At 63.8% G+C, this 18318-nt stretch carries 15 protein-coding genes; 6 read left to right on the top strand and 9 right to left on the bottom strand.

The genetic code is table 11. The annotated features are described in order from the left end of the window. Positions 1-78 precede the first annotated feature (78 nt). Genes PQ457_RS10515 through PQ457_RS10490 form a run of 6 tightly spaced genes read right to left on the bottom strand, consistent with a single transcriptional unit; the run spans position 79 to position 6173 of the window. Entirely contained in the window at positions 79-1044 is a 966-nt protein-coding gene (locus PQ457_RS10515) for an FAD:protein FMN transferase (RefSeq protein WP_273616829.1), read from the bottom strand. Further along, positions 1044-1949, bottom strand: a complete 906-nt coding sequence (locus tag PQ457_RS10510) for a DUF4198 domain-containing protein (protein ID WP_273616828.1) — start codon at positions 1947-1949, stop codon at positions 1044-1046. The genes PQ457_RS10515 and PQ457_RS10510 overlap by 1 nt, the downstream gene beginning before the upstream one ends. 29 nt (positions 1950-1978) lie before the next feature. Then, positions 1979-2464 carry a DUF2271 domain-containing protein gene (locus PQ457_RS10505; protein WP_273616827.1) on the bottom strand — a complete coding sequence of 162 codons (486 nt, stop codon included), beginning with the start codon at positions 2462-2464 and terminating at the stop codon, positions 1979-1981. Positions 2465-2476: 12 nt separating this feature from the next. Continuing rightward, complete coding sequence (locus tag PQ457_RS10500) at positions 2477-3100, bottom strand: PepSY-associated TM helix domain-containing protein (protein WP_273616826.1); 624 nt, start codon at positions 3098-3100, stop codon at positions 2477-2479. After that, positions 3097-3831, bottom strand: coding sequence for a tetratricopeptide repeat protein (locus tag PQ457_RS10495; protein ID WP_273616825.1), 735 nt, complete (start codon positions 3829-3831; stop codon positions 3097-3099). The genes PQ457_RS10500 and PQ457_RS10495 overlap by 4 nt, the downstream gene beginning before the upstream one ends. Positions 3832-3833: 2 nt before the next feature. After that, positions 3834-6173, bottom strand: a complete 2340-nt coding sequence (locus PQ457_RS10490; protein WP_273616824.1) for a TonB-dependent receptor — start codon at positions 6171-6173, stop codon at positions 3834-3836. Positions 6174-6516: 343 nt separating this feature from the next. Between PQ457_RS10490 and PQ457_RS10485 the strand changes: the two genes are divergently transcribed. Next, on the top strand, positions 6517-7740 hold the full coding sequence (locus PQ457_RS10485) for an HD-GYP domain-containing protein (RefSeq protein ID WP_273616823.1): 1224 nt from the start codon (positions 6517-6519) through the stop codon (positions 7738-7740). A gap of 20 nt (positions 7741-7760) precedes the next feature. Here PQ457_RS10485 and PQ457_RS10480 read toward each other — a convergent pair whose 3' ends face one another. Continuing rightward, complete coding sequence (locus PQ457_RS10480) at positions 7761-8672, bottom strand: LysR family transcriptional regulator (protein ID WP_273616822.1); 912 nt, start codon at positions 8670-8672, stop codon at positions 7761-7763. A 188-nt stretch (positions 8673-8860) separates the two neighbouring features. Between PQ457_RS10480 and PQ457_RS10475 the strand changes: the two genes are divergently transcribed. From PQ457_RS10475 to PQ457_RS10465, 3 genes are all read left to right on the top strand, one after another. After that, positions 8861-10312 (top strand): amidohydrolase family protein, encoded by a 1452-nt coding sequence (locus PQ457_RS10475; protein ID WP_273616821.1) that lies wholly within the window; start codon positions 8861-8863, stop codon positions 10310-10312. 106 nt (positions 10313-10418) lie between these two features. Further along, on the top strand, positions 10419-12818 hold the full coding sequence (locus tag PQ457_RS10470) for a TonB-dependent siderophore receptor (protein ID WP_273616820.1): 2400 nt from the start codon (positions 10419-10421) through the stop codon (positions 12816-12818). 61 nt (positions 12819-12879) lie between these two features. Beyond that, a complete protein-coding gene (locus PQ457_RS10465; RefSeq protein ID WP_273616819.1) occupies positions 12880-14016 on the top strand; it encodes a purine nucleoside permease in 1137 nt (378 codons plus the stop codon). On the opposite strand, the gene PQ457_RS10460 is transcribed toward PQ457_RS10465, so the two are convergent. Further along, a complete protein-coding gene (locus tag PQ457_RS10460) occupies positions 14013-14783 on the bottom strand; it encodes an enoyl-CoA hydratase/isomerase family protein (RefSeq protein ID WP_337958467.1) in 771 nt (256 codons plus the stop codon). The genes PQ457_RS10465 and PQ457_RS10460 overlap by 4 nt on opposite strands. A 42-nt stretch (positions 14784-14825) precedes the next feature. Then, positions 14826-16046 carry a polyhydroxyalkanoate depolymerase gene (locus PQ457_RS10455; protein WP_273619298.1) on the bottom strand — a complete coding sequence of 407 codons (1221 nt, stop codon included), beginning with the start codon at positions 16044-16046 and terminating at the stop codon, positions 14826-14828. Between the two features lie 144 nt (positions 16047-16190). Between PQ457_RS10455 and PQ457_RS10450 the strand changes: the two genes are divergently transcribed. Together PQ457_RS10450 and PQ457_RS10445 are read left to right on the top strand one after the other, a co-directional pair. Next, on the top strand, positions 16191-16844 hold the full coding sequence (locus PQ457_RS10450; protein WP_273616818.1) for a glutathione S-transferase: 654 nt from the start codon (positions 16191-16193) through the stop codon (positions 16842-16844). 108 nt (positions 16845-16952) lie between these two features. Then, positions 16953-18281, top strand: a complete 1329-nt coding sequence (locus tag PQ457_RS10445) for an alginate export family protein (RefSeq protein WP_273616817.1) — start codon at positions 16953-16955, stop codon at positions 18279-18281. Positions 18282-18318 lie beyond the last annotated feature (37 nt).

Raw genomic sequence — 18318 nt, 5'->3', positions numbered from 1 at the left:
GCTGCCTCTTGGGGTCATGGATGCTCGCTATTGCTAACGATTAGCAAAAGTATCTCGCTCCAGCAAGGCTTATTGCATCTAATTCGCAATCATATCGACCAAGGTCGCGCTCAACACCTCGCCCCCGTCCTCCATCACCCAGCGCACCGCAAGCCCCCGTCGATCCGCCAGTTCCCGTCCGCGATCCGGCCCCAGCACGCTCATCGCGCTGGCCCAGCCATCGGCGATCATCGCCTCTGTATGGATCACGCTGCAGGCCAGAACCCCGCTTTGCGCCGGGCGACCGGTGGATGGATCGAGATTGTGCCCGCCGCGCACATAGGTGCCCGACGTGGCCACGGCCAGACCATGCAGCGCGATTCGCAAGGGCATCACGCCCATCGGATTTTCCAGATCGACCCACCATGGCTGGCCATCGCGCTGCACGCCCCAGCCGAACAGTTCCCCACCGACCTCGACCAGCCCATGCCGCACCCCCATCGCGCGCAGCATCGCGGCCAGCGCATCGACGCCGTAGCCTTTGGCAATGCCCGACAGGTCGAGCGACACGCCTCCCGGTTGGCGCAAGCGCCCCGCCGCACTGTCCCATGCCAGACGCGAAACATCGCAACAGGGGCGCAGCGTGGCGATCTCCCCATCACCGGGCGGCGCGGTCACAGGTCCGGGCGGACCAAAGCCCCAGCGATCAACCAGCCGCCCCATCGCCGGGTTGAACGCGCCCCCGCTGGCCTGCGCCAGATCGAGCGAGGCGGCCATCACATGGGCGAAATCGGGCGAAAGGCTCGCCCATTCCCCGCCTTGCAAATTGTTGAAAAGGCAAAGCTCGCTGTCGGCCTGCCAATGGCTCATCCGCCGCACCAGATCATCGAGCCGCGCGGCAATCGCCCCGCGCAAATCCGCCGAGTCTAGGCCTTGGGGCCAAACCGCGCGAACCCGCCAGACCGTCCCCATGGTCTGGCCCGAAAGCGCCACCATGGGCGCCTTCGGGTCCAGCCCGCGCAGGGCATTATCATCAATGACTGGCGGCAGGGCGACACGGATCATCAGGGCGCCATCACCTCAACCGTGGCGGTATAGGTCATCCGGCGCTCGGTGGCGCGCGGGGTGGCGGGCTTGTTGTCGGTGGCGCTGATGGTCATCCAATACATGCCCGCGCCGGTCCATTTGACCGTGGCCACGCCATTGGCATCGGTGGTGACATCATAGCCGCCCTCGGCATCGCGATAGCGCTTGCCGCCCGGAATGACGGTCAGCTTGAGACCCTTGGCGGGCTGGCCGTCGATCAGGAAGCGGAACTTGCCCGGTTCATTGGCCACCAGATCGTCGGGATGGGTCATGGGATCGAATTCCAGACCCTTGCCGCTGGGCTTGAACAGATTGGTGGTGGGCGCGCCGCGCGTGATGAAGATTTCGTTGCGGCTGATCGCTTCGGTCAGCTTCAGGTCGGTGGCATTGGCCGGGATGGCATCAAGCGCGACCGATTCCACCGGCGCGCGGCCCGGAGCACCACCCGGCGTACCGGCCGGAGCACCGCCCGGCCCCATCGCGCCCGGCGGCGGGCCGGGGCGACGGCCGACGCGCTTTTCAACGCCGTCAACCTTGAAGCTGCCCATCACGTTAAATCCCTCGGTGCCGATCTTCCACGTGCCCGGCTGGGTCAGGTGAACGTCGAAAGTGCTGCGATAGCGGGCGGTGATGCCGTGTTCGATGGCGCCCGCTGTGCCGTCCGGCGCAGTCACTTTGATCTGGGCCAGTTGTATCGGGAAATGGTCGGGAAAGAACAGGTCGTTGGAAACGGCGGCATCGATGCTGGCCCACGGGTCCTCGCCCGAATAGGTGGTGGCCACCGGCAAAAGCCACTGGCGATGAGCCGAAGCCGTCATCGGCAGCGCGAGGGCAGAGGCGCCGACCAGCAGGGCAAGCGACTTGAACATGATGAAATTGGCCATGGAGAAGGCTCCTGTGGGGAAGAGACGGATCAGGGGAGGGTGACGGCAACCGCGCCGATTTCGCCGCCCGCGCCATTGCCCGCGCCCATGCCGCCGGTGCGCGGCAGGGTGAAGGGGATGCTGACCAGTTCGCGCCCGCCGGTTTCGCGCGCGGCCTCGACTTTCAGCGTATAGGCGCCGGGTTTCAGATCGGCGGGCAGGGGGATCGTGTGGTGGCCCGGCGCGCGGGTGGCGCCCGAAATGCCGGAGGGCGGCGTGCCGATGTTGCGCCCGGCCACACGCCACCATCCGCGCAGGTCCGACAGCCATTTCGTGCCCGGATCGCCGCGATGGTCGGCGTCATACCAGACGGCCAAGGTGCGCGGCTGGATGCCTGCGCCCTCGATCCAGATGGCGACATAGGGGCGGTGATATTCGGCCACCGACAGGCGCGGCAGGTCGATAGAGATCGAACCGGCCATGGCGCTTGCCGGGGCAAGAGCCAGCACGGGGGCAAGCAGGGAGGAGGGTTTCATCGGATATTCCTTTTAGGGAACAAGGAAATGGACAAGCAGCAGCGGCACGATCAGCCCCAGGCCCACCAGCGGCCATGTCGAGGGGCGGCGCTTGGAATGGAGGTGCAACAGCAGCAGGCCGGTGAGCGTAAAGACCACGCAGGCGCCCGCGAAAATGTCGAGGAACCACAGCCACGGCCCGCCCGCATTGCGCCCCTTGTGCAGATCATTGGCCAGCGAGAGCAGGCCCCGGTCGGTCAGTTCCGCCGTAATCGCGCCATCGGCCGGGTTGATCGAGACAAAGCCGTCGCCGCCCGGACGGGGCAGGTTGACGGTGATCGCATCCTCGGCCCATTCGGCATCGCGGCCCGCAACATCGATTTGGACGGCCTGTTTGACCGCGCTGGCCACCGGTGCGGGCAGGGGGGCGTTGGGGGCATGCTGCATGCGCAGCAGCACCAGCGCGCCGATCGACAATTGCCCGCTGCGTTCGACCACCTTGGGGTTGGCGGCAAAGGCGCCCGCATGGTTCAGCGTGATCCCGGTGATCGCGAAAAACAGCATGCCGATCAGGCTGATCGCCGCGCTGATCCAGTGCCATGTGTGAAATTGGCGCTGCCACCATTGTTTGGCGGCGCCATGCTTTTTCCTGGTCATGCCGTGGCCAAGTCCGTCGACAGCATCTGGTCGGCAAACCGACGCAGGCTTTCCTCCTCGCGCCCGTTCAGCCATTGGACCATCTGGCGGCGGAAACGGTCATGGCCAAGGCGCGCGGCCTCAGCCAGCCAGCGCTTTGCCGAATCCATCCGCCCATGCGCGATTTCCATGCGGGCATGGTTGAAACAGCCGCGAAAATCGCCGCCCTCGGCCGCGCGGGCATAGTGATAGGCCGCGATGTCCAGATTGACCGGCACGGCCCAGCCATCCTCGTGGAACGATCCGATCATGTTTTGCGATTTTGGATGGCCCATCGCGGCGGCGCGGCGGAACAGGTCCAGCGCCTGCGCCCGGTCCTGCGCCACGCCCCGGCCCAGTGAGAGCGCGGTGGCGTAATTGTAGAGGCCCCAGACATCGCCCTTGTCGGCGGCGGCGGCAAACCATGATGCGGCAAGGCGCGGCGTCTCATCCACGCCCCAGCCCTGATCGAGGCAGCGGCCCACCATGTTCATCGCGGGCGCCAGACCCGATTGTGCGGCCTGAACGAACCAGCGGAAGGCGCCTTGCGGATCGCGCGCCACGCCGCGCCCGTCCAGCAGGCATTGCCCGTAATGCAGCGCGGCATGGGCGTCCCCGCCGCGCGCCGCATCAAACAGCGCAGCGGCGGCGCCGGCAGGTTCCCCCGCCAGCACCGCCTGCCACTCTTCCACCGTCATCGGGGAATGGCTCATGCTCAATACTTCAGGCTCAGGCTGGCCAGAATGGTGCGGCCCGCCGCCTGATGGGCATAATGGCTGACATAGGTGGCATCGTAATAGAGCTTGTTGGTCAGGTTCAGCGCCGAGACCTTGACGCCGATATGGTCGGTCAACTGATACGCGGCATTGGCATCAAAGCGCCAGTAGGACGGCGTATAGACCGCGCGCACCGTTGCGGGCGTGCTGCCATAGGCATAGCCGCCATAGACCTTGCCCATATAGATCGCGCCGCCGCCCAGCGTGACCTTGGGCGTGACCTTGTAGGTCGTGGTCAGGCTGATGCTGTCAAGCGGGGTGTTGGGCGCGCGCTTGCCGGTGATGGCGGCGGGCACATAGGCCCCGCTCACCAGCGTATAGCCGCCGTTGAGCATGACCGAGGGCATATGCGCCCAGCCGCCGAACAGGCTCCACTTGTCGGTGATATTGCCGCTGATGCCCAGTTCGATGCCGCGCACCCGCTTGTCGCCGATAAAGCCCACCGTGCCGTCGCCCAGATTGGCGCGGACATTGGTGGTGCGCGTCTGGAACACGGCCAGCGAGAGCGACAGGTTCTCGTCAAACAGGTTCCACTTGGTGCCCGCTTCATAGGTGGTGCTCTTCTGCACCTTGAGCGCGTCCACCCCGATGGTGGTGGCGGTCAGTGTGTTATCCTCAAGCCCCTGCGACAGGAACGAGCCGGGCGCGATGGCCGACGTCGAGGTCGAGATATAGAAGCTGCCGTTCGGGCGCGGCTTGTAGACCAGCCCGGCCTGATAGGTGAACAGATCGTCCACCCGGCGCTGCCATGTGCGCGCCGCCGTGTAAGGCGCGGCCGAACTGGCGCTGACATGGGTGAGATAGCGGTCATAGCGCCCGCCCAGATTGATCATCCACTTGTCCGACAGCGTGATCGTGTCAAACACATAGGCCGACAGCGTGGTCCAGTCCGAGAAGGTCTGGGAATTGTTCGGGCCCTTGACGACGGGCACGTTGAACGCATCAAACGGATTGGGGTTGGACGCGCTGGTGCAGATGCCGTTGGTGCCCGTCGTGGCCGTGGGGCAGGCAATGGCCAGCGCCACCGCCGTGCCGCTGGTGTCGGACAGGTAATTGCCGATGGCCGACTTTTGCCAGTTGAACTCCAGCCCGGCGGCGAAACTGTGCTGGATGCCGCCGGTGTTGAACTTGCCCGACAGGTCGAGCTGATCCACCAGCCCGTCCTGTTTGCTGTAGCGCGCATTCACCCGGCGCGAGATCGTGCCATAGGAATAGAGGTTGCCGCGCGAGTCATCGGGCAGCGTCCAGAGATAGTCCTGCTCGGTGTTGCTGTAGCGGAAGGTGTTGCGGATTTTGACGTCCGGGCTGATCTTGTGTTCAAAGCGGGCGGTGAAGGCATCACTGTTGGTGGTGCGGAAATCGCGGTTGACCAGCCCGTAGAACGTGCCGCGCCGGCGCTGGACAGTGCCGCCATTGGCCGTGGTGAAGGGATCGGTACCCAGAGGGGCGACTTCGTAATAGCCGGGGCCAAAGCTGGAGGCGATGCGGGTATAGGGGATGCCCTGATCGGGCAATTCGCTCGACTGCATGTGATACCAGTCCAGCGTCAGGCTGGTTGGGCCGCTCATGCCGATCTTGATCGAGGGCGCGATGCCCCAGCGGCGTTGCCACACGTAATCGCGGCCCGCGACGCCCTGATCGTGATACATGCCCGACACGCGCAGGCCGACGAAATCGCTGATCGGCTGGTTGATGTCGGCCGTGAAGCGCTTGTAATCCTTGGTGCCATAGGTGGCGTCCGCATTGATGAAGCGGCGCTTTTCGGGGCTTTTGCTGACAATGTTGATCGAGCCGCCGGCATTGCCCGAACCATTGGTGATGCCGTCCGAACCCTTGGTGATTTCGATCGATTCGACGGCAAAGGTTTCGCGGCTGGTGGCGGCAATATCGCGCACGCCGTCCAGATAGATCGCGTTCGACGAATCCGAACCGCGCAGGAAGGGACGGTCGCCCAGCGGATTGCCGCCTTCGCCCGAACCCAGCGTGATGCCCGGCACCGTGCGCAGCGCCTCGGCCAGCGTGGTCGAGGAGGTGTCTTCCAGCAACTGGCGCGTCACCACCGTGATCGAGCGGGGCGTATCGACCAGATCGGCGGTCGCCTTGGGCGAGGACTGGCGCTCGACCTTATAGGAGCCGCCCGTGACGGCGGTATCGGTGACGGCAAAGCTGCCCAGATCGGCCTGCTGGGGCGTTTGTTCGGCGGCCAGCGCGGGATTGGCGATGGCAGGCGCAATCAGCGATGCGGCGCCGAGCAGGAGAGGTTTGCTGCCGGAGTTCATGGGCTTTCCTTATTGCGATTAAGTTGCAAGAGCCTATTGAGCAAATGCGAATGCGTTGCAATAGGAAAAATGAATAAAAATTGATTGGCCCCGCGTCGCCCGCCCCCGCCGGAAAGCTAAACAGACGATAACCAGCACCACCCGCAGCTGGGGCGAAATCCGCGCCGAACAAGGCCGCCGACCGCGCGTTTTGCGCAACAGGCATCAAGGTATTTTACCTAGATCCAACCCCTTCGGATTTTAGAAATTTGTCGCCAATTGCAAAGTCTCGCGTCGCAACCCAGACAAAAGTCCAGACAGGTCCATGCTCAAACGGATTGATCCCCATCAGGCGCAACTTGGCATGTTCATCCACAAACTGGAGGGCAACTGGTTCAGCCACCCGTTCTGGCGGGGCCGGTTTCTGCTGATGGACGAGGAGCGTCTGGCGCGGCTGAGGGCCAGCGATGTGGCCGCCGTGATCATCGATACCGAGCGCGGATGCGATGTGGCCGAGGGTAAAGCCTTGGCCGCGCTGCCCCCGGTCACGCCCCGGCGGCGGCGCCAGATGTTGCTGGAGGAGCAGAAGGCCGACCAGCGCCAATCCGCCCACGCTCTGACCCCGCGCAGCATGGCCCGCGAATTCGGCCGCGCCGAACAGGCCGCGGATATGGGCGTCAAGGTCATCTCGCGCGCCTTTATCGAGGCGCGGCTGGGCAAGGCGATTCAGGCAGATGTGGTGGCCCCTGTGGTCGAATCGGTCTTCGCCTCGGTCCAGCGCAACCCCCATGCCTTTAACGGCCTGATGCGGTGCAAGCGCGATATGGAATATCTGTTCCGCCATGCGCTGGCCACCTCGGCGCTGATGATCTCGCTGGGGCGGCAGATGAAGCTGTCGCATGAACAGATGCATGACGCGGGTCTGGTCGGCCTGCTGATGGACAGCGGCATCGCGCTGTTGCCCTTGCCGCAAGGATGGCAGGGCGACTGGCAAAGCCTGCCCGAGCGGGCGGCGCGCGAGCATGTGCTGTTCGGGCGCGATTTCGTGGCCATGGGTGGTTTTGACGAGGCGGTCGTGCGCGCCTGTTACGAGCATCACGAGCGGATGGACGGCACCGGCTATCCCGAAGGCGCACCGGGCGAGGGGATCAGTCTGCTGGGCCGGATGGCGGCGATCTGCGATGCCTATGACGATCTGGCCAATCCGTTCGACGGCGACGGCGTATCGGACCCGGCCTGTGTGATCGAGACGATGCAGGCCGATGCGGGGGCCTATGATCCCGACATATTGCGCGAATTCATTGTCGCGGTGGGGGTCTATCCGGTGGGGTCGATTGTCCTGCTGGCCTCGCACCGGCTGGCGATGGTGGTGGACCAGAATCCCGACGATCCGGCCATGCCGACCGTGCGCTGTTTCTACTCGCTCAAACTGGGCCGGGCGGTGGCGCAGGAAACGGTGGATCTTGGCAATTGTTATGGCAAGGACCGGATTGTGGGCGCGGCCGACAGCGCGCTGCTGGCGCAGGCCAATCTGCCCAATCTGGGCCAGATGCGGATGAAACTGCTGGCGGCGGCCTGTGCCGGATAACAGCGGCGGATGACCAGGGGCTATTCCTGATAGGCCAGCGCGGCAAACCCCTGCTGGATTTCGCTCAGCACCAGATCGGCGGCATAGGACAGCGTGCGCGAGGTGGCCGTGGTCATGGCCAGCACCAGAGGTTTCAGGATCGGATCGGCCAGCGGGGTAAAGCAAAGCGTTCCGGCGCGCACCTCGCTGGCCACATCGACCCATGACAGCACGCCCACGCCGACGCCTTCCTGCACCAGACTGGCGATCATCTGGATATTGTCGGATGCGAAGATGCGGTTGAGCGGCACCTGCGCCGCGCCTTGCAGCACGGCCACCTGATCATGGACAGCCAGAGGTCGCGCGGGCAGGATGACCGGCAGATCAGCCGCCATCGAAAAGCGCGCGCGGGGCAATTGCGCGATCGGATGGCCCGGAGGGGTGATAAAGCCCAGCGGCACATCGGCAAAGGCGCGCACGGTGAGATCGCGGATCGATTGCGGCTCGAAACCGATGCCGAAATCGACATCGCCACCGGCCACCGCATCGCGCATCGCCGCGCTGTCGAGGATGCGCAGCGCCACCGTGATGCCCGGATAACGCCGATGCAGCGCGGACAATACCTGCGGAATATAGCCCTTGGTCAGCGCATGGATGACGGCGATTTCCACATGGCCGCGTTTCAGTCCGCGCAGATCCTCGATCCGCGCCCGCGCATCGGCCAGCGACTTTTGCCAATTGCCGCCTGCCGCCATCATGATCTCGCCCGCCGCCGTCAACCGCAGGCCCGAGGGCAGGCGCTCAAACAGCGGCATGCCGATCTCGGCCTCGGCGTTTAGGATTTGCCGGTCGATGGCCGAGGCCGAGACATGCAGTTCGTCGGCCGCCTTGCGGATCGATCCGGTGCGGCCCACCACCATGAAATAGCGCAGGAAACGGGAAAAGGCGGGCATGGACTGACTCCGGGAAGGGTGCGCTCATTTTTGCAACGCTGCGTCTAAATCATTGCGTTTGATTGTTGCACGTCAAGCCCTAAATTCGCCGCCGAAGGGGTCAGGGGACCCTTTGACGGGGACAAATCTTGAACATTTCCGGTGGCAGGCGGCGGTTGGGCGCCTCGACCTTGCGTATGCGCCGGTCTTTGGGTCTTTGCATACTGGCCGGGGCCGCGCTCCTCCCTCACGCGGTTTTGGCCGGAACCACCGCTGCCCGCGCCAATTCCTCTCCGCGGCGCGAGGCGGCGGTGGCGCAGATGATGGCACGCGCGGCGCAGAGCCCGACCGAATTGCGCCTGTTTCTGCGCGCCATGCCCAAGGGCGGCGATCTGCATAACCATCTGTCGGGGGCGATCTGGGCCGAAGATTATCTGCTTTGGGCGGCGCAGGCGGGCTTTTGCGTCACGGCCGATGGCTTGAGCGTCGAGCCGCCCCCGCCGGGCGGATGCGCGAGCGAACGCCGGATTGAACGTCGCGACGGGCAGGAAGCGCCTTCCTATGCGCGGCTGGTTGACAGTTTCTCGACGCGCGGCTGGCAGGTGGGCGTAGGGCGCAATGAACGTTCGGGTCATGCGCAATTCTTTCAGAGTTTTGCGCGTTTTGCCCCGATCGCCGCCATCTCGACCGGGCCGATGCTGGCCTCGGTGCGGCGCCATGCCGCGCTGGACCGGGTTGCCTATCTGGAGCTGGATCACAACACCAACGCCTTTTCCCATGCCATCATGGCGGCGGGCGATGCGCCGATGGGCGAGGGCGATATTGCCGCCGCCTTCGAGGCTGACCGCGCCCTGATAGAGCCTTTGCTGGCGCAGGCCGGGGCGGAATTGACCCGCGACGAGGCGGAGGCGACCCGGATCCTGCAATGCGCCACGCCGCAGGCCGAGGCCGGATGCAAGGTGCGGGTGCATTATCTGTTTCAGGCCTTGCGGGCGCTGCCGCCGCGCATGGTGTTTCGCTCTCTGGCGGCGGCCTTTATGATGGCGGACCGCGATCCGCGCTATGTCGGCATCAACATCGTCATGCCCGAGGATCATCCGCTGGCCCTGCGCGATTACGCGCTGCATATGGCGATGATCCACTTTCTGGCGGCGCGCTATCCGCGTGTTCACCGCACGCTGCATGCGGGCGAATTGGGTGCAACGCAGGTGCCGCCTTTGGCCCGCACAGACCATATCGCGCAGGCCATCGCGGCGGGCGCCCAGCGCATCGGCCACGGCGTTGACATTGCAGGCGAGGAAAATGCCGCCGCCACCATGGCGCGCATGGCCCGCGCGGGGATTGCGGTCGAAATCAACCTGACCAGCAATGACGTGATCCTTGGGGTCAAGGGCGATGCCCATCCGCTGGGGCTTTATCGCCGCCATGGCGTGCCCTTTGTGATCAGCACGGATGATGCGGGCGTTTTGCGCGGCGACATGACCGGCGAATATGTCCGCGCCGTGCGCGAACAGGGGCTGACCTATCGCGACCTCAAACAGGCTTCGCGCAACAGCCTGACCTATTCCTTCATGCCGCCGGGCGAGAAAGCCGAGGCGCTGGCCGCGCTGGAGCGGGAATGGGACGCTTTTGAGCGGGATCGGATGGCCGGGGCGCCATGACGCGGATCATCACAAGACAAGCCGGACAGGCAAGGGGACGAGGACAGGGAACAATCACAGGACGGGCGCCGCCGCGGCGCGGCCGTCATCAGACATGGGGGCAAGTATGATGGAATCCAACGAGAAATTACGGCTGCGTCGCGTGACATTGGCGGCCGTTCTGCTGGCCGGGTCGGTGCTGTCGACCACCGCCTATGCCGCCGACGAACCGGCCGAGGAAAAGAAGGAAATCGTGGTGCAAGGCTCGCTGGGGGCGCTGCCCTTGAAGGATGTCGGCACGATTTTCGGCTTCAGCAAGAATCTGGTGGAAACGCCGCGCTCGGCCTCGACCATTTCGAAAGAGCAGATGGAGCGTTTCGGCGCGACCGAGATCTATGACCTTGTGGCCCAATCGCCGGGCGTGTTCACCAACTCGTTCTTTGGCGTGGGCGGGGCGCTCGATATTCGCGGCACGCCGGGCGAAATCTATTTCCGGGGCATGCGCCGCCTCGACAATCCGGGCAATTATCCCACTCCGCTGGGCGCATCGGACCGGATCGACATCGTGCGCGGCCCTTCCTCGCCGATCTATGGCCCGTCCAAGACCGGCGGCTATATGAATTTCGTGCCCAAGTCGGCGCGCGCGGGCAAGGGCAAGTTCCTTGACCATGCCGAGGGCGAGGTGAACTATACTGGCGGCAGTTGGAGCAAGAATGTGCTCTCGGCCACGATCCGCGGGCCGGGCCATGTGGGTTCGAAGGAATTCGGCTACAGCCTTTATGGCGAGGTGGAAGACAGCGGCTCCTACTATCGCAACATGGGGACCAAGCAGACCATCCTTCAGGCCAGTTTTGAAATGGACCTGACGCCCACGCTGCGCCTCGAATTTGGCGGCATGTATCACAATTACAAGGGCCAGCAGAACGGCGGCTGGAACCGCCTGACGCAGGCGCTGGTCAACAATGGCACCTATATCACCGGCACGGCCAAGCCGCTCGACACCAATGGCGACGGCCTGATCCAGCCCACCGAATTTACCAGCGTCGGCAATTTCAACCCCTTCTTCCCCAATCCGGCCAGCGTCACCAATGCCAGCTTTGCCGCCTATCCCTGGCTGGCGCTCAACAATGTCGGCACCACCACGCTCAGCCGCAAGAATGTGCTGACCGGGCCCAATGACAAGCTGTGGAACAAGGCGGTCACGCTGTATGCGGATCTGATCTGGAACCCGTCCGACACGCTGGAGATCAAGAACCAGCTTTTCTATGATGGCTATGATAACATTAACGAGAACGCCTATGGCTTCTCGCAATTCCACAATTCCTATGTGATCGAGGACAAGATCGTCGCCACCGGGTCGGTGGAAAACAGCGCGGGCAAGTTTCAGCTCCAGCTCAGCCCCTCGGTGCGCTATACCGATTTCCTGCATGGCGATGATTTCACGTTTGAATATTTCCACCGCGTCGATCTGACGCAGGGCTATACCGCGCTTTCGGCGCGGCGCCTGTCGACCCAGTGCGATTGCGAATATTCAAACTATGTGCGCGGCTATTACACCGATGCGGCCTTTGCGGCGCTGGCCGATCTGGATTTCAAGTTCGGCCTCGATGTGACGCTGGGCGGGCGCTATGACAGCATCAACGTGCGCACCAGCAATGACCTGAGCAAGCTGCGCGTGTCGGCGGGCGTGACGCCCTCGGCCTCGGCCACCAACGGCATCTGGAGCTGGACCGCCAGCGCCAATTACAAGCTGCCCTTCGGCCTTGTGCCCTATGGCACGGTGTCGCGCCAATCGACGGTGATCGCCGGACAGGGCGCGGAAATCTACACCTCCAACGTGCTGGGCCATGCATGGACCACCGCATCGCGCATGTGGGAGGCCGGGATCAAGGGTTCGTGGCTGGGTGGGCGCCTCTATGCCGCGATCGATACCTATAACCAGAAGCGAACCGATTTCTCGATCCAGTCCTCGACCGTCAACCAGTCGGTCGAAACGCGCGGCATTGAGGCCGAAGTGCGCTGGTCGGTGGACAGGCACCTGCTGATTTCGGGCAATTATACCAAGACCAAGGTGTATAACCTCTCCTTCCTCAATGCGGGCAGCACGTTCAGCTTCCTTGGCATCGAGGACCTTAAGGGCGTCGATCCGTCGCTGATCCTTGGCGGTCAGCCGGGCGGGCTGGTTTCCACCAACACGATGGACAAGTCGCGCCGGGCGGGCATTCCGACCAACACCTATTCGGCCACGGCCACCTATGCTTTCGACAATGGCCTTGCCTTTGCCGTCAGCGCCTCGGCCTTCGATTCGGTGTTTTCGGGCCAGTCGCAGGCGGTGCGCCTGCCCGCCTATACGCTGGTCGATCTCTCGGCCAGTTATAAGACCGGGCCGTGGCTGTTCCGCGTGGTGGTGAAGAATGCCACGGATGCCACCTATTTCCGCGCCAATTTCACCGAATTGTTTGGCTCGACCATCGTCCTGCCGGAAAAGCCGCGCAGCGTGCAGGGTTCGGTGGTTTACAAGTTCTGATGATGGGGCGGGGCGTTTCGGATTTCGGCCTGCGCGCCCCGCCCGTTTGGGGAAATGGTTTATGGTAATGGGCCGATACAAGGCTTTGTTTCTGGCGCTGACGGCTGCTCTGGCGGGGCCGGTGGCGGCGGCTCCGGTGTCTGGGCGCGCCGCCTTGGTGCAAATCGCCAAATGCGCGCCCGCCGCGCCTTGCGCCGCGCATCTGCCGGTGCGGGTGGTGGTGGTCACGCTGTTTGAAATCGGCAAGGACGAGGGCGACCGCCCCGGCGAGTTCCAGCTCTGGAAAGAACGGGCGAAGCTGACCGAGCGGATACCTTTTCCGCAGGGCTATCACGACCTCTATTACAACCCGGACACGCAGGTTCTGGGCATTGTGACCGGCATGGGCAATATCAAATCGGCCACCGCCGCGTTGGCGCTGGGGCTGGATCAGCGGCTCGATCTGTCCCATGCCTACTGGCTGGTGGCGGGGATTGCGGGGATTGATCCGGCGGCGGGATCGGCGGGCAGCGCGGCCTGGGCGCGCTATCTGGTCGATGGCGATATGGCGCATGAGATCGACGCGCGCGAAATTCCCAAGGGCTGGAAATATGGCTATTTCCCGATCCACGGCTCGACGAAAGTGGAGGGCGACCCGCTGGCCGGGCCTGCGCCGGTGGCGGCCAATGGCGAGATGTTTGCGCTCAATGCCGGGCTTGCCCAATGGGCCTATGGCTTGACCAAGGATCTGAAACTGCCCGATGATGCCTCGATCGCGGCCCAGCGCGAACTCTACAAGGATTTCCCCGAAGCGCAAAAGCCGCCCCATGTGATGATGGGCGATCAACTGGCCGCGATGACCTATTGGCATGGCGAGAGGATGACCCAATGGGGCCGCGACTGGGTCAAATACTGGACGAATGGCAAGGGCACTTTCGTCACCTCGGCGATGGAGGAGACGGGGATTATCCAGAGCCTTGAATATCTGACCAAGGTGGGCAGGGCGGATCGCAACAGGCTGATGGTGCTGCGCGCGGGGTCGAATTTCACCATGCCGCCGCCGGGCATGGGCGCGGCCGAAAATATGGCGCGCGAGAATGCGGGCTATTCGGGCATGACCGCCGCGCTGGAGGCGCTCTATGCCGCCGGGTCAAAGGTGGTGGGCGAAATCACCACGCATTGGCCGCGCTATGAAAAATCCGCGCCCTCGGCCCCTTAACCCTTGCGTTTGAAAAATCCCTCGGCGCGGGCGGCGAAATCCGCCCCGTCGAAGGCCGAGGCGAACAGGGCCAGCGAGGCTTCGTCCTCTTGGCCTTGCCCGGCGATCACCCGCGCGATCGTGTGCAGCGTGGCGGCATGGGTGAAGGCGGAATTGGCGACGATGGCGCGCAAGGCTTCATGCGCGCTCTCGCCAATCTCCTCGATCAGCCCGATGCGCAGCGCTTCCTCCGCCCCGATCAGCATACCCGTCAGCATCAGCCGCCGCGCCTGACCCGGCCCGACCAGATCGACCAGCAGCGCGGTGTCATGCAGCGGATAGGCCAGTCCCAGCCGCGCGGGCGTAATGCCGAAACGCGCGCGCGATGTGGCCACCCGCATATGACAGGCCAAAATCAGCCCGCATCCCCCGCCGATCGCATCGCCGTCAACCATTGCGACCAATGGCTTGGGGCATTGCGCCAGCGCCGATTGCGCCGCGTTGATGGCCTCTTGCGTGGCGGCGCGCAGCCCCCGGTCCTCACGCGCGGCCAGCATTTCGCTAATATCGGCCCCGGCGCAGAACAGGCCCGGCGTGGCCGAGGTCAGGACAATCGCGCGCACATCGTCATCGCCCACCGCCTGCGCCAGCAGATCGGGCAGCGCCTGCCACATGGCCAGGTTCATCGCATTATGGCGTTCGGGCCGGTCGATCAGCAGGCGCGCTATGGCGCCATCCTTGTCCAGTTTCAGCATGGGTGCGTCATAGCCTATCGCACGGCGGGGCAACAGCGCGCCTATGGTCGCAGCGCGGATAGGCGACAAAGAGCATCAGCTCATTGCCAGCACCATATTGCGCACTTGCGGATAGACCTGTTTTTCCCATTTCGAACCGGCAAACACGCCGTAATGGCCCACGCCCGGCTGCAAATGATGCCGCCGCAGATGGGGGCGCAGCGAGGAGCACATCTGATGCGCGGCGGCCGTCTGGCCCACGCCGCAAATGTCGTCGCGCTCGCCTTCGACCGTCAACAATGCGGTATGGCGGATTGTCGCGCAATCAATGCGGCGGCCGCGGTGCATCATTTCCCCACGCGCCAGTGTGGCCTGCTGAAACACCTGATCGATGGTTTCGAGATAGAATTCCGCCGAGAGGTCCAGCACCGCCATATATTCATCGTAGAAATCCGCGATCTTCTTCGCCTCGGCCTCGCGCCCATCGACAAGCGCCTTATAGAGTTTGCGAAACTGCCCGAAATGGCGGCCAAGGTTCATCGACATAAAGGCGGTCAATTGCAGAAAGCCGGGATAGACCCTCCGCCCCGCGCCCTTATACCGCGAAGGCACGCGCGAGATCAGATTGGCCTCGAACCAGTCCAGCGTATTGGCATTGGCCAGTTCATTGACCACCGTGGGCGCCTCGCGCACATCCAGAGGCCCGCTCATCAGCGTCAGGCTGCGCGGGGTGGCCGGATCGCGCTCGGCGCTCATCACCGCCACGGCCGCCAGCGCCGAGACGCAGGGCTGGCACACGGCCAGCATATGGCTGCGCGGGCCCAGTTCGCGCAGGAAATGGATCAGGTAATCGGTGTAATCCTCCAGCCCGAAACGCCCCTCGGCCAGCGGTACGTCACGCGCGTTTTTCCAGTCGGTCAGATAGACATCGTGATCGCGCAGCAGGACCTCGACCGTATGGGAGAGCAGCGTGGCGTAATGGCCCGACAGCGGGGCGACCACCAGCATCTTGGGCTGGGGCGTCATCACCTCGTCCTTGGCAAAATGGATCAGATTGCCGAAGGGCCGTTCGATGGCGATTTCCTCGCGCACGGCCACGCGGGCATTGCCCACCCGCACCTCGTCAATGCCAAAGGCGGGGCGGGCATGGGTGATGGCCGAAAGCTTGTGAGTCGTACACAGCGCATGGGTCCGGCGCGGCCAGCCCCACACATCCGCCCATGGCCAGAGCCGATCACGTGCCTCCAAAGCCAGCGCCGCCATCCGGCGTGATGGCTCCATCATATCGCAATAGGTCTGATAGGCCTGATAAAGCATCGGCTTGGCTCCACCCATTCTTTCGCCCAGACCGTGATTCGCACCGCCGCCGGGTTGAATTATCGGCCGATGCTGCGCTGCGTCATTGCGCTTGGCAAGAGTTTATGCTGCAAAAGCGAGAACAGCGCAGAGAGGAAGCGAGTCATGGCCAAGGCAACGCTCACCATTTCCAGCAAGACCTATTCGGCATGGTCGCTGCGCGGCTGGCTGCTGACGCAACTGGCCGGGCTGGAGGTTGATGAACAGCGGGTCGAAAATGACGCAGCCGACCGCGCCGAACTGCTGCTGCTCAGCCCCTCGGTGCTGGTGCCGCGCCTGACGCATGAAGGGGCCAGCGTGTGGGATACGCTGGCGATTGCCGAATATTTGAACGAGCTTTATCCCGATGCCCAGATGCTGCCCGCCGACCGGATCGCGCGCGCCCATTGCCGATCGATCAGCGGCGAGATCCATTCCGGCTTCACCAATCTGCGATCGGCCCTGCCGATGAACCTCAAGGTGCGGCACGAGAAATTCCCGGTCTTTTCCGGCGCCCGCCCCGATATTGAGCGGATCGAGGTGATCTGGCAGGAATGCCTTGGCAAATATGGCGGGCCGTTCCTGTTTGGCGCCGCGCCCACGATTGCCGATGCGATGTATGCGCCCGTCACCACGCGCTTCCTCACCTATGCCGTGGGGTTGAGCGCGCCCAGCGCCGCCTATTGCCAGACCATCGCGGCATGGGGGCCGATGATCCAGTGGCGCGAGGCCGCGCTGGCCGAGGCCGAGGAGATCGAGGATCTGGACGTTGAATTTTGAATGATGATGATCTGGTGACAATTACACAGAGGCCTCTGCGCGTCGTCTTAGGGCCTTGCTGGCAATATTCCCTTTCTGGAGGTCGCGGCCTTGGGGGATTGTTGCTTTATGAAAAGAGGATGTCTGGCCGCTCTGGGCCTGATTTGCTGGGGCGTGGATGCGCGCGCCGATGATGACCTGCATATTTCCGGATCGATGCGCGCGCGGTTTGAGGCCATCGAGGGTCAGGCTCGCGCCGGTGCCAATGCCAGCGACCAGCTTGCCAGCCTGCGCACGGCGGTAAAGGTACAGTGGAACCACGGCCCAATAGAACTGGTCGGGGAAATCTATGACGCCAGAGCATGGAATGCCAATCCCGGCACGCCGCTTTCCGCCAATGACGTCAACGTGCTGGAGCCTCTTCAGGCCTATGTCAGGGCCGATCTGGGTTCGGTTTTCGGCAAGGGCAGCAAGACCACCATCCAGGCCGGACGCATGATGGCGATGATCGGTTCGCGCCGTTTGATCTCATCGGATGATTACGGCAATTCTCCCAATTCCTTTTCGGGCGCGATTGCGACAACGAAGTTGAAAGGCGGATTTACTTCCACCTTGCTTTACCTGATGCCGAATCTGCGCTTGCCCGATGATGGTGTGTCGCTGCGTGACAATCGCTTTGCGCTGGATCGGCAAAATGTGAATGTCGCACTCTCGGGCGGGCTGCTGGCCCATCAGCGCAAGGGCAGTCCGGTGCTCTCGGAAATCAGCTTCATCCATTTTGGCGAGCGCGACGCGCCGGGCCATCCGACCAAAGACCGTTCACTCAACAATGTCGGCCTGCGCGCCGGCTATGATCCGCGCCCGGCCCATTGGGATGGTGGGTTCGAGGCGATCTATCAATGGGGCACCACCAGCGCCAGCACAGCGCCCAATGCGGCCACCCTCTCGGTCAGCGCGACTTTTGCGCGTGCCTATCTGGGCTATAGCTGGGCGGGCAAGTGGAAGCCTCATGTGCTGGCCGAATTCGACCGGGCCAGCGGGGACGGCCCCTCGGCCACCTATGGCCATTTCGACACGCTGTTCGGATTCCGCCGCGGCGATCTGGCTGCCAGCAGCCTCTACAATGCCGTCGGCCGGGCCAATATCGTCTCGCCCGGATTGCGCGTCGAAGTGACGCCCAGCGCCCGGCTCGACGCTTTCGTCGGCTGGCGCGGCCTTTGGCTGGCCGACAGCCACGACAGTTTTTCCACCACCGGCGTGCGTGATGCCACCGGCCGCAGCGGCACTTTTGCCGGACACCAGTTCGAGACGCGGATGCGCTGGTGGGTGAAGCCGAAAAGACTTCGCTTTGAATTTGATGGCACTTATCTGGCGCGCGGCCGGTTTCTGGAAACCGCGCCCAATGGACGGCGCGGCGATACGCGCTATGTGTCGTTCAATCTGACCGGATTTTTCTGATTCTGGCGGCATGGTCGGGCCGCCTGTCGCAGGGGGC

It is taken from the genome of Novosphingobium humi (genome assembly GCF_028607105.1).
GTDB classification, from domain to species: domain Bacteria; phylum Pseudomonadota; class Alphaproteobacteria; order Sphingomonadales; family Sphingomonadaceae; genus Novosphingobium; species Novosphingobium humi.
The sequence above is the reverse complement of the archived record's forward strand: the minus strand, read 5'-3'. Positions and strand labels throughout refer to the sequence as shown.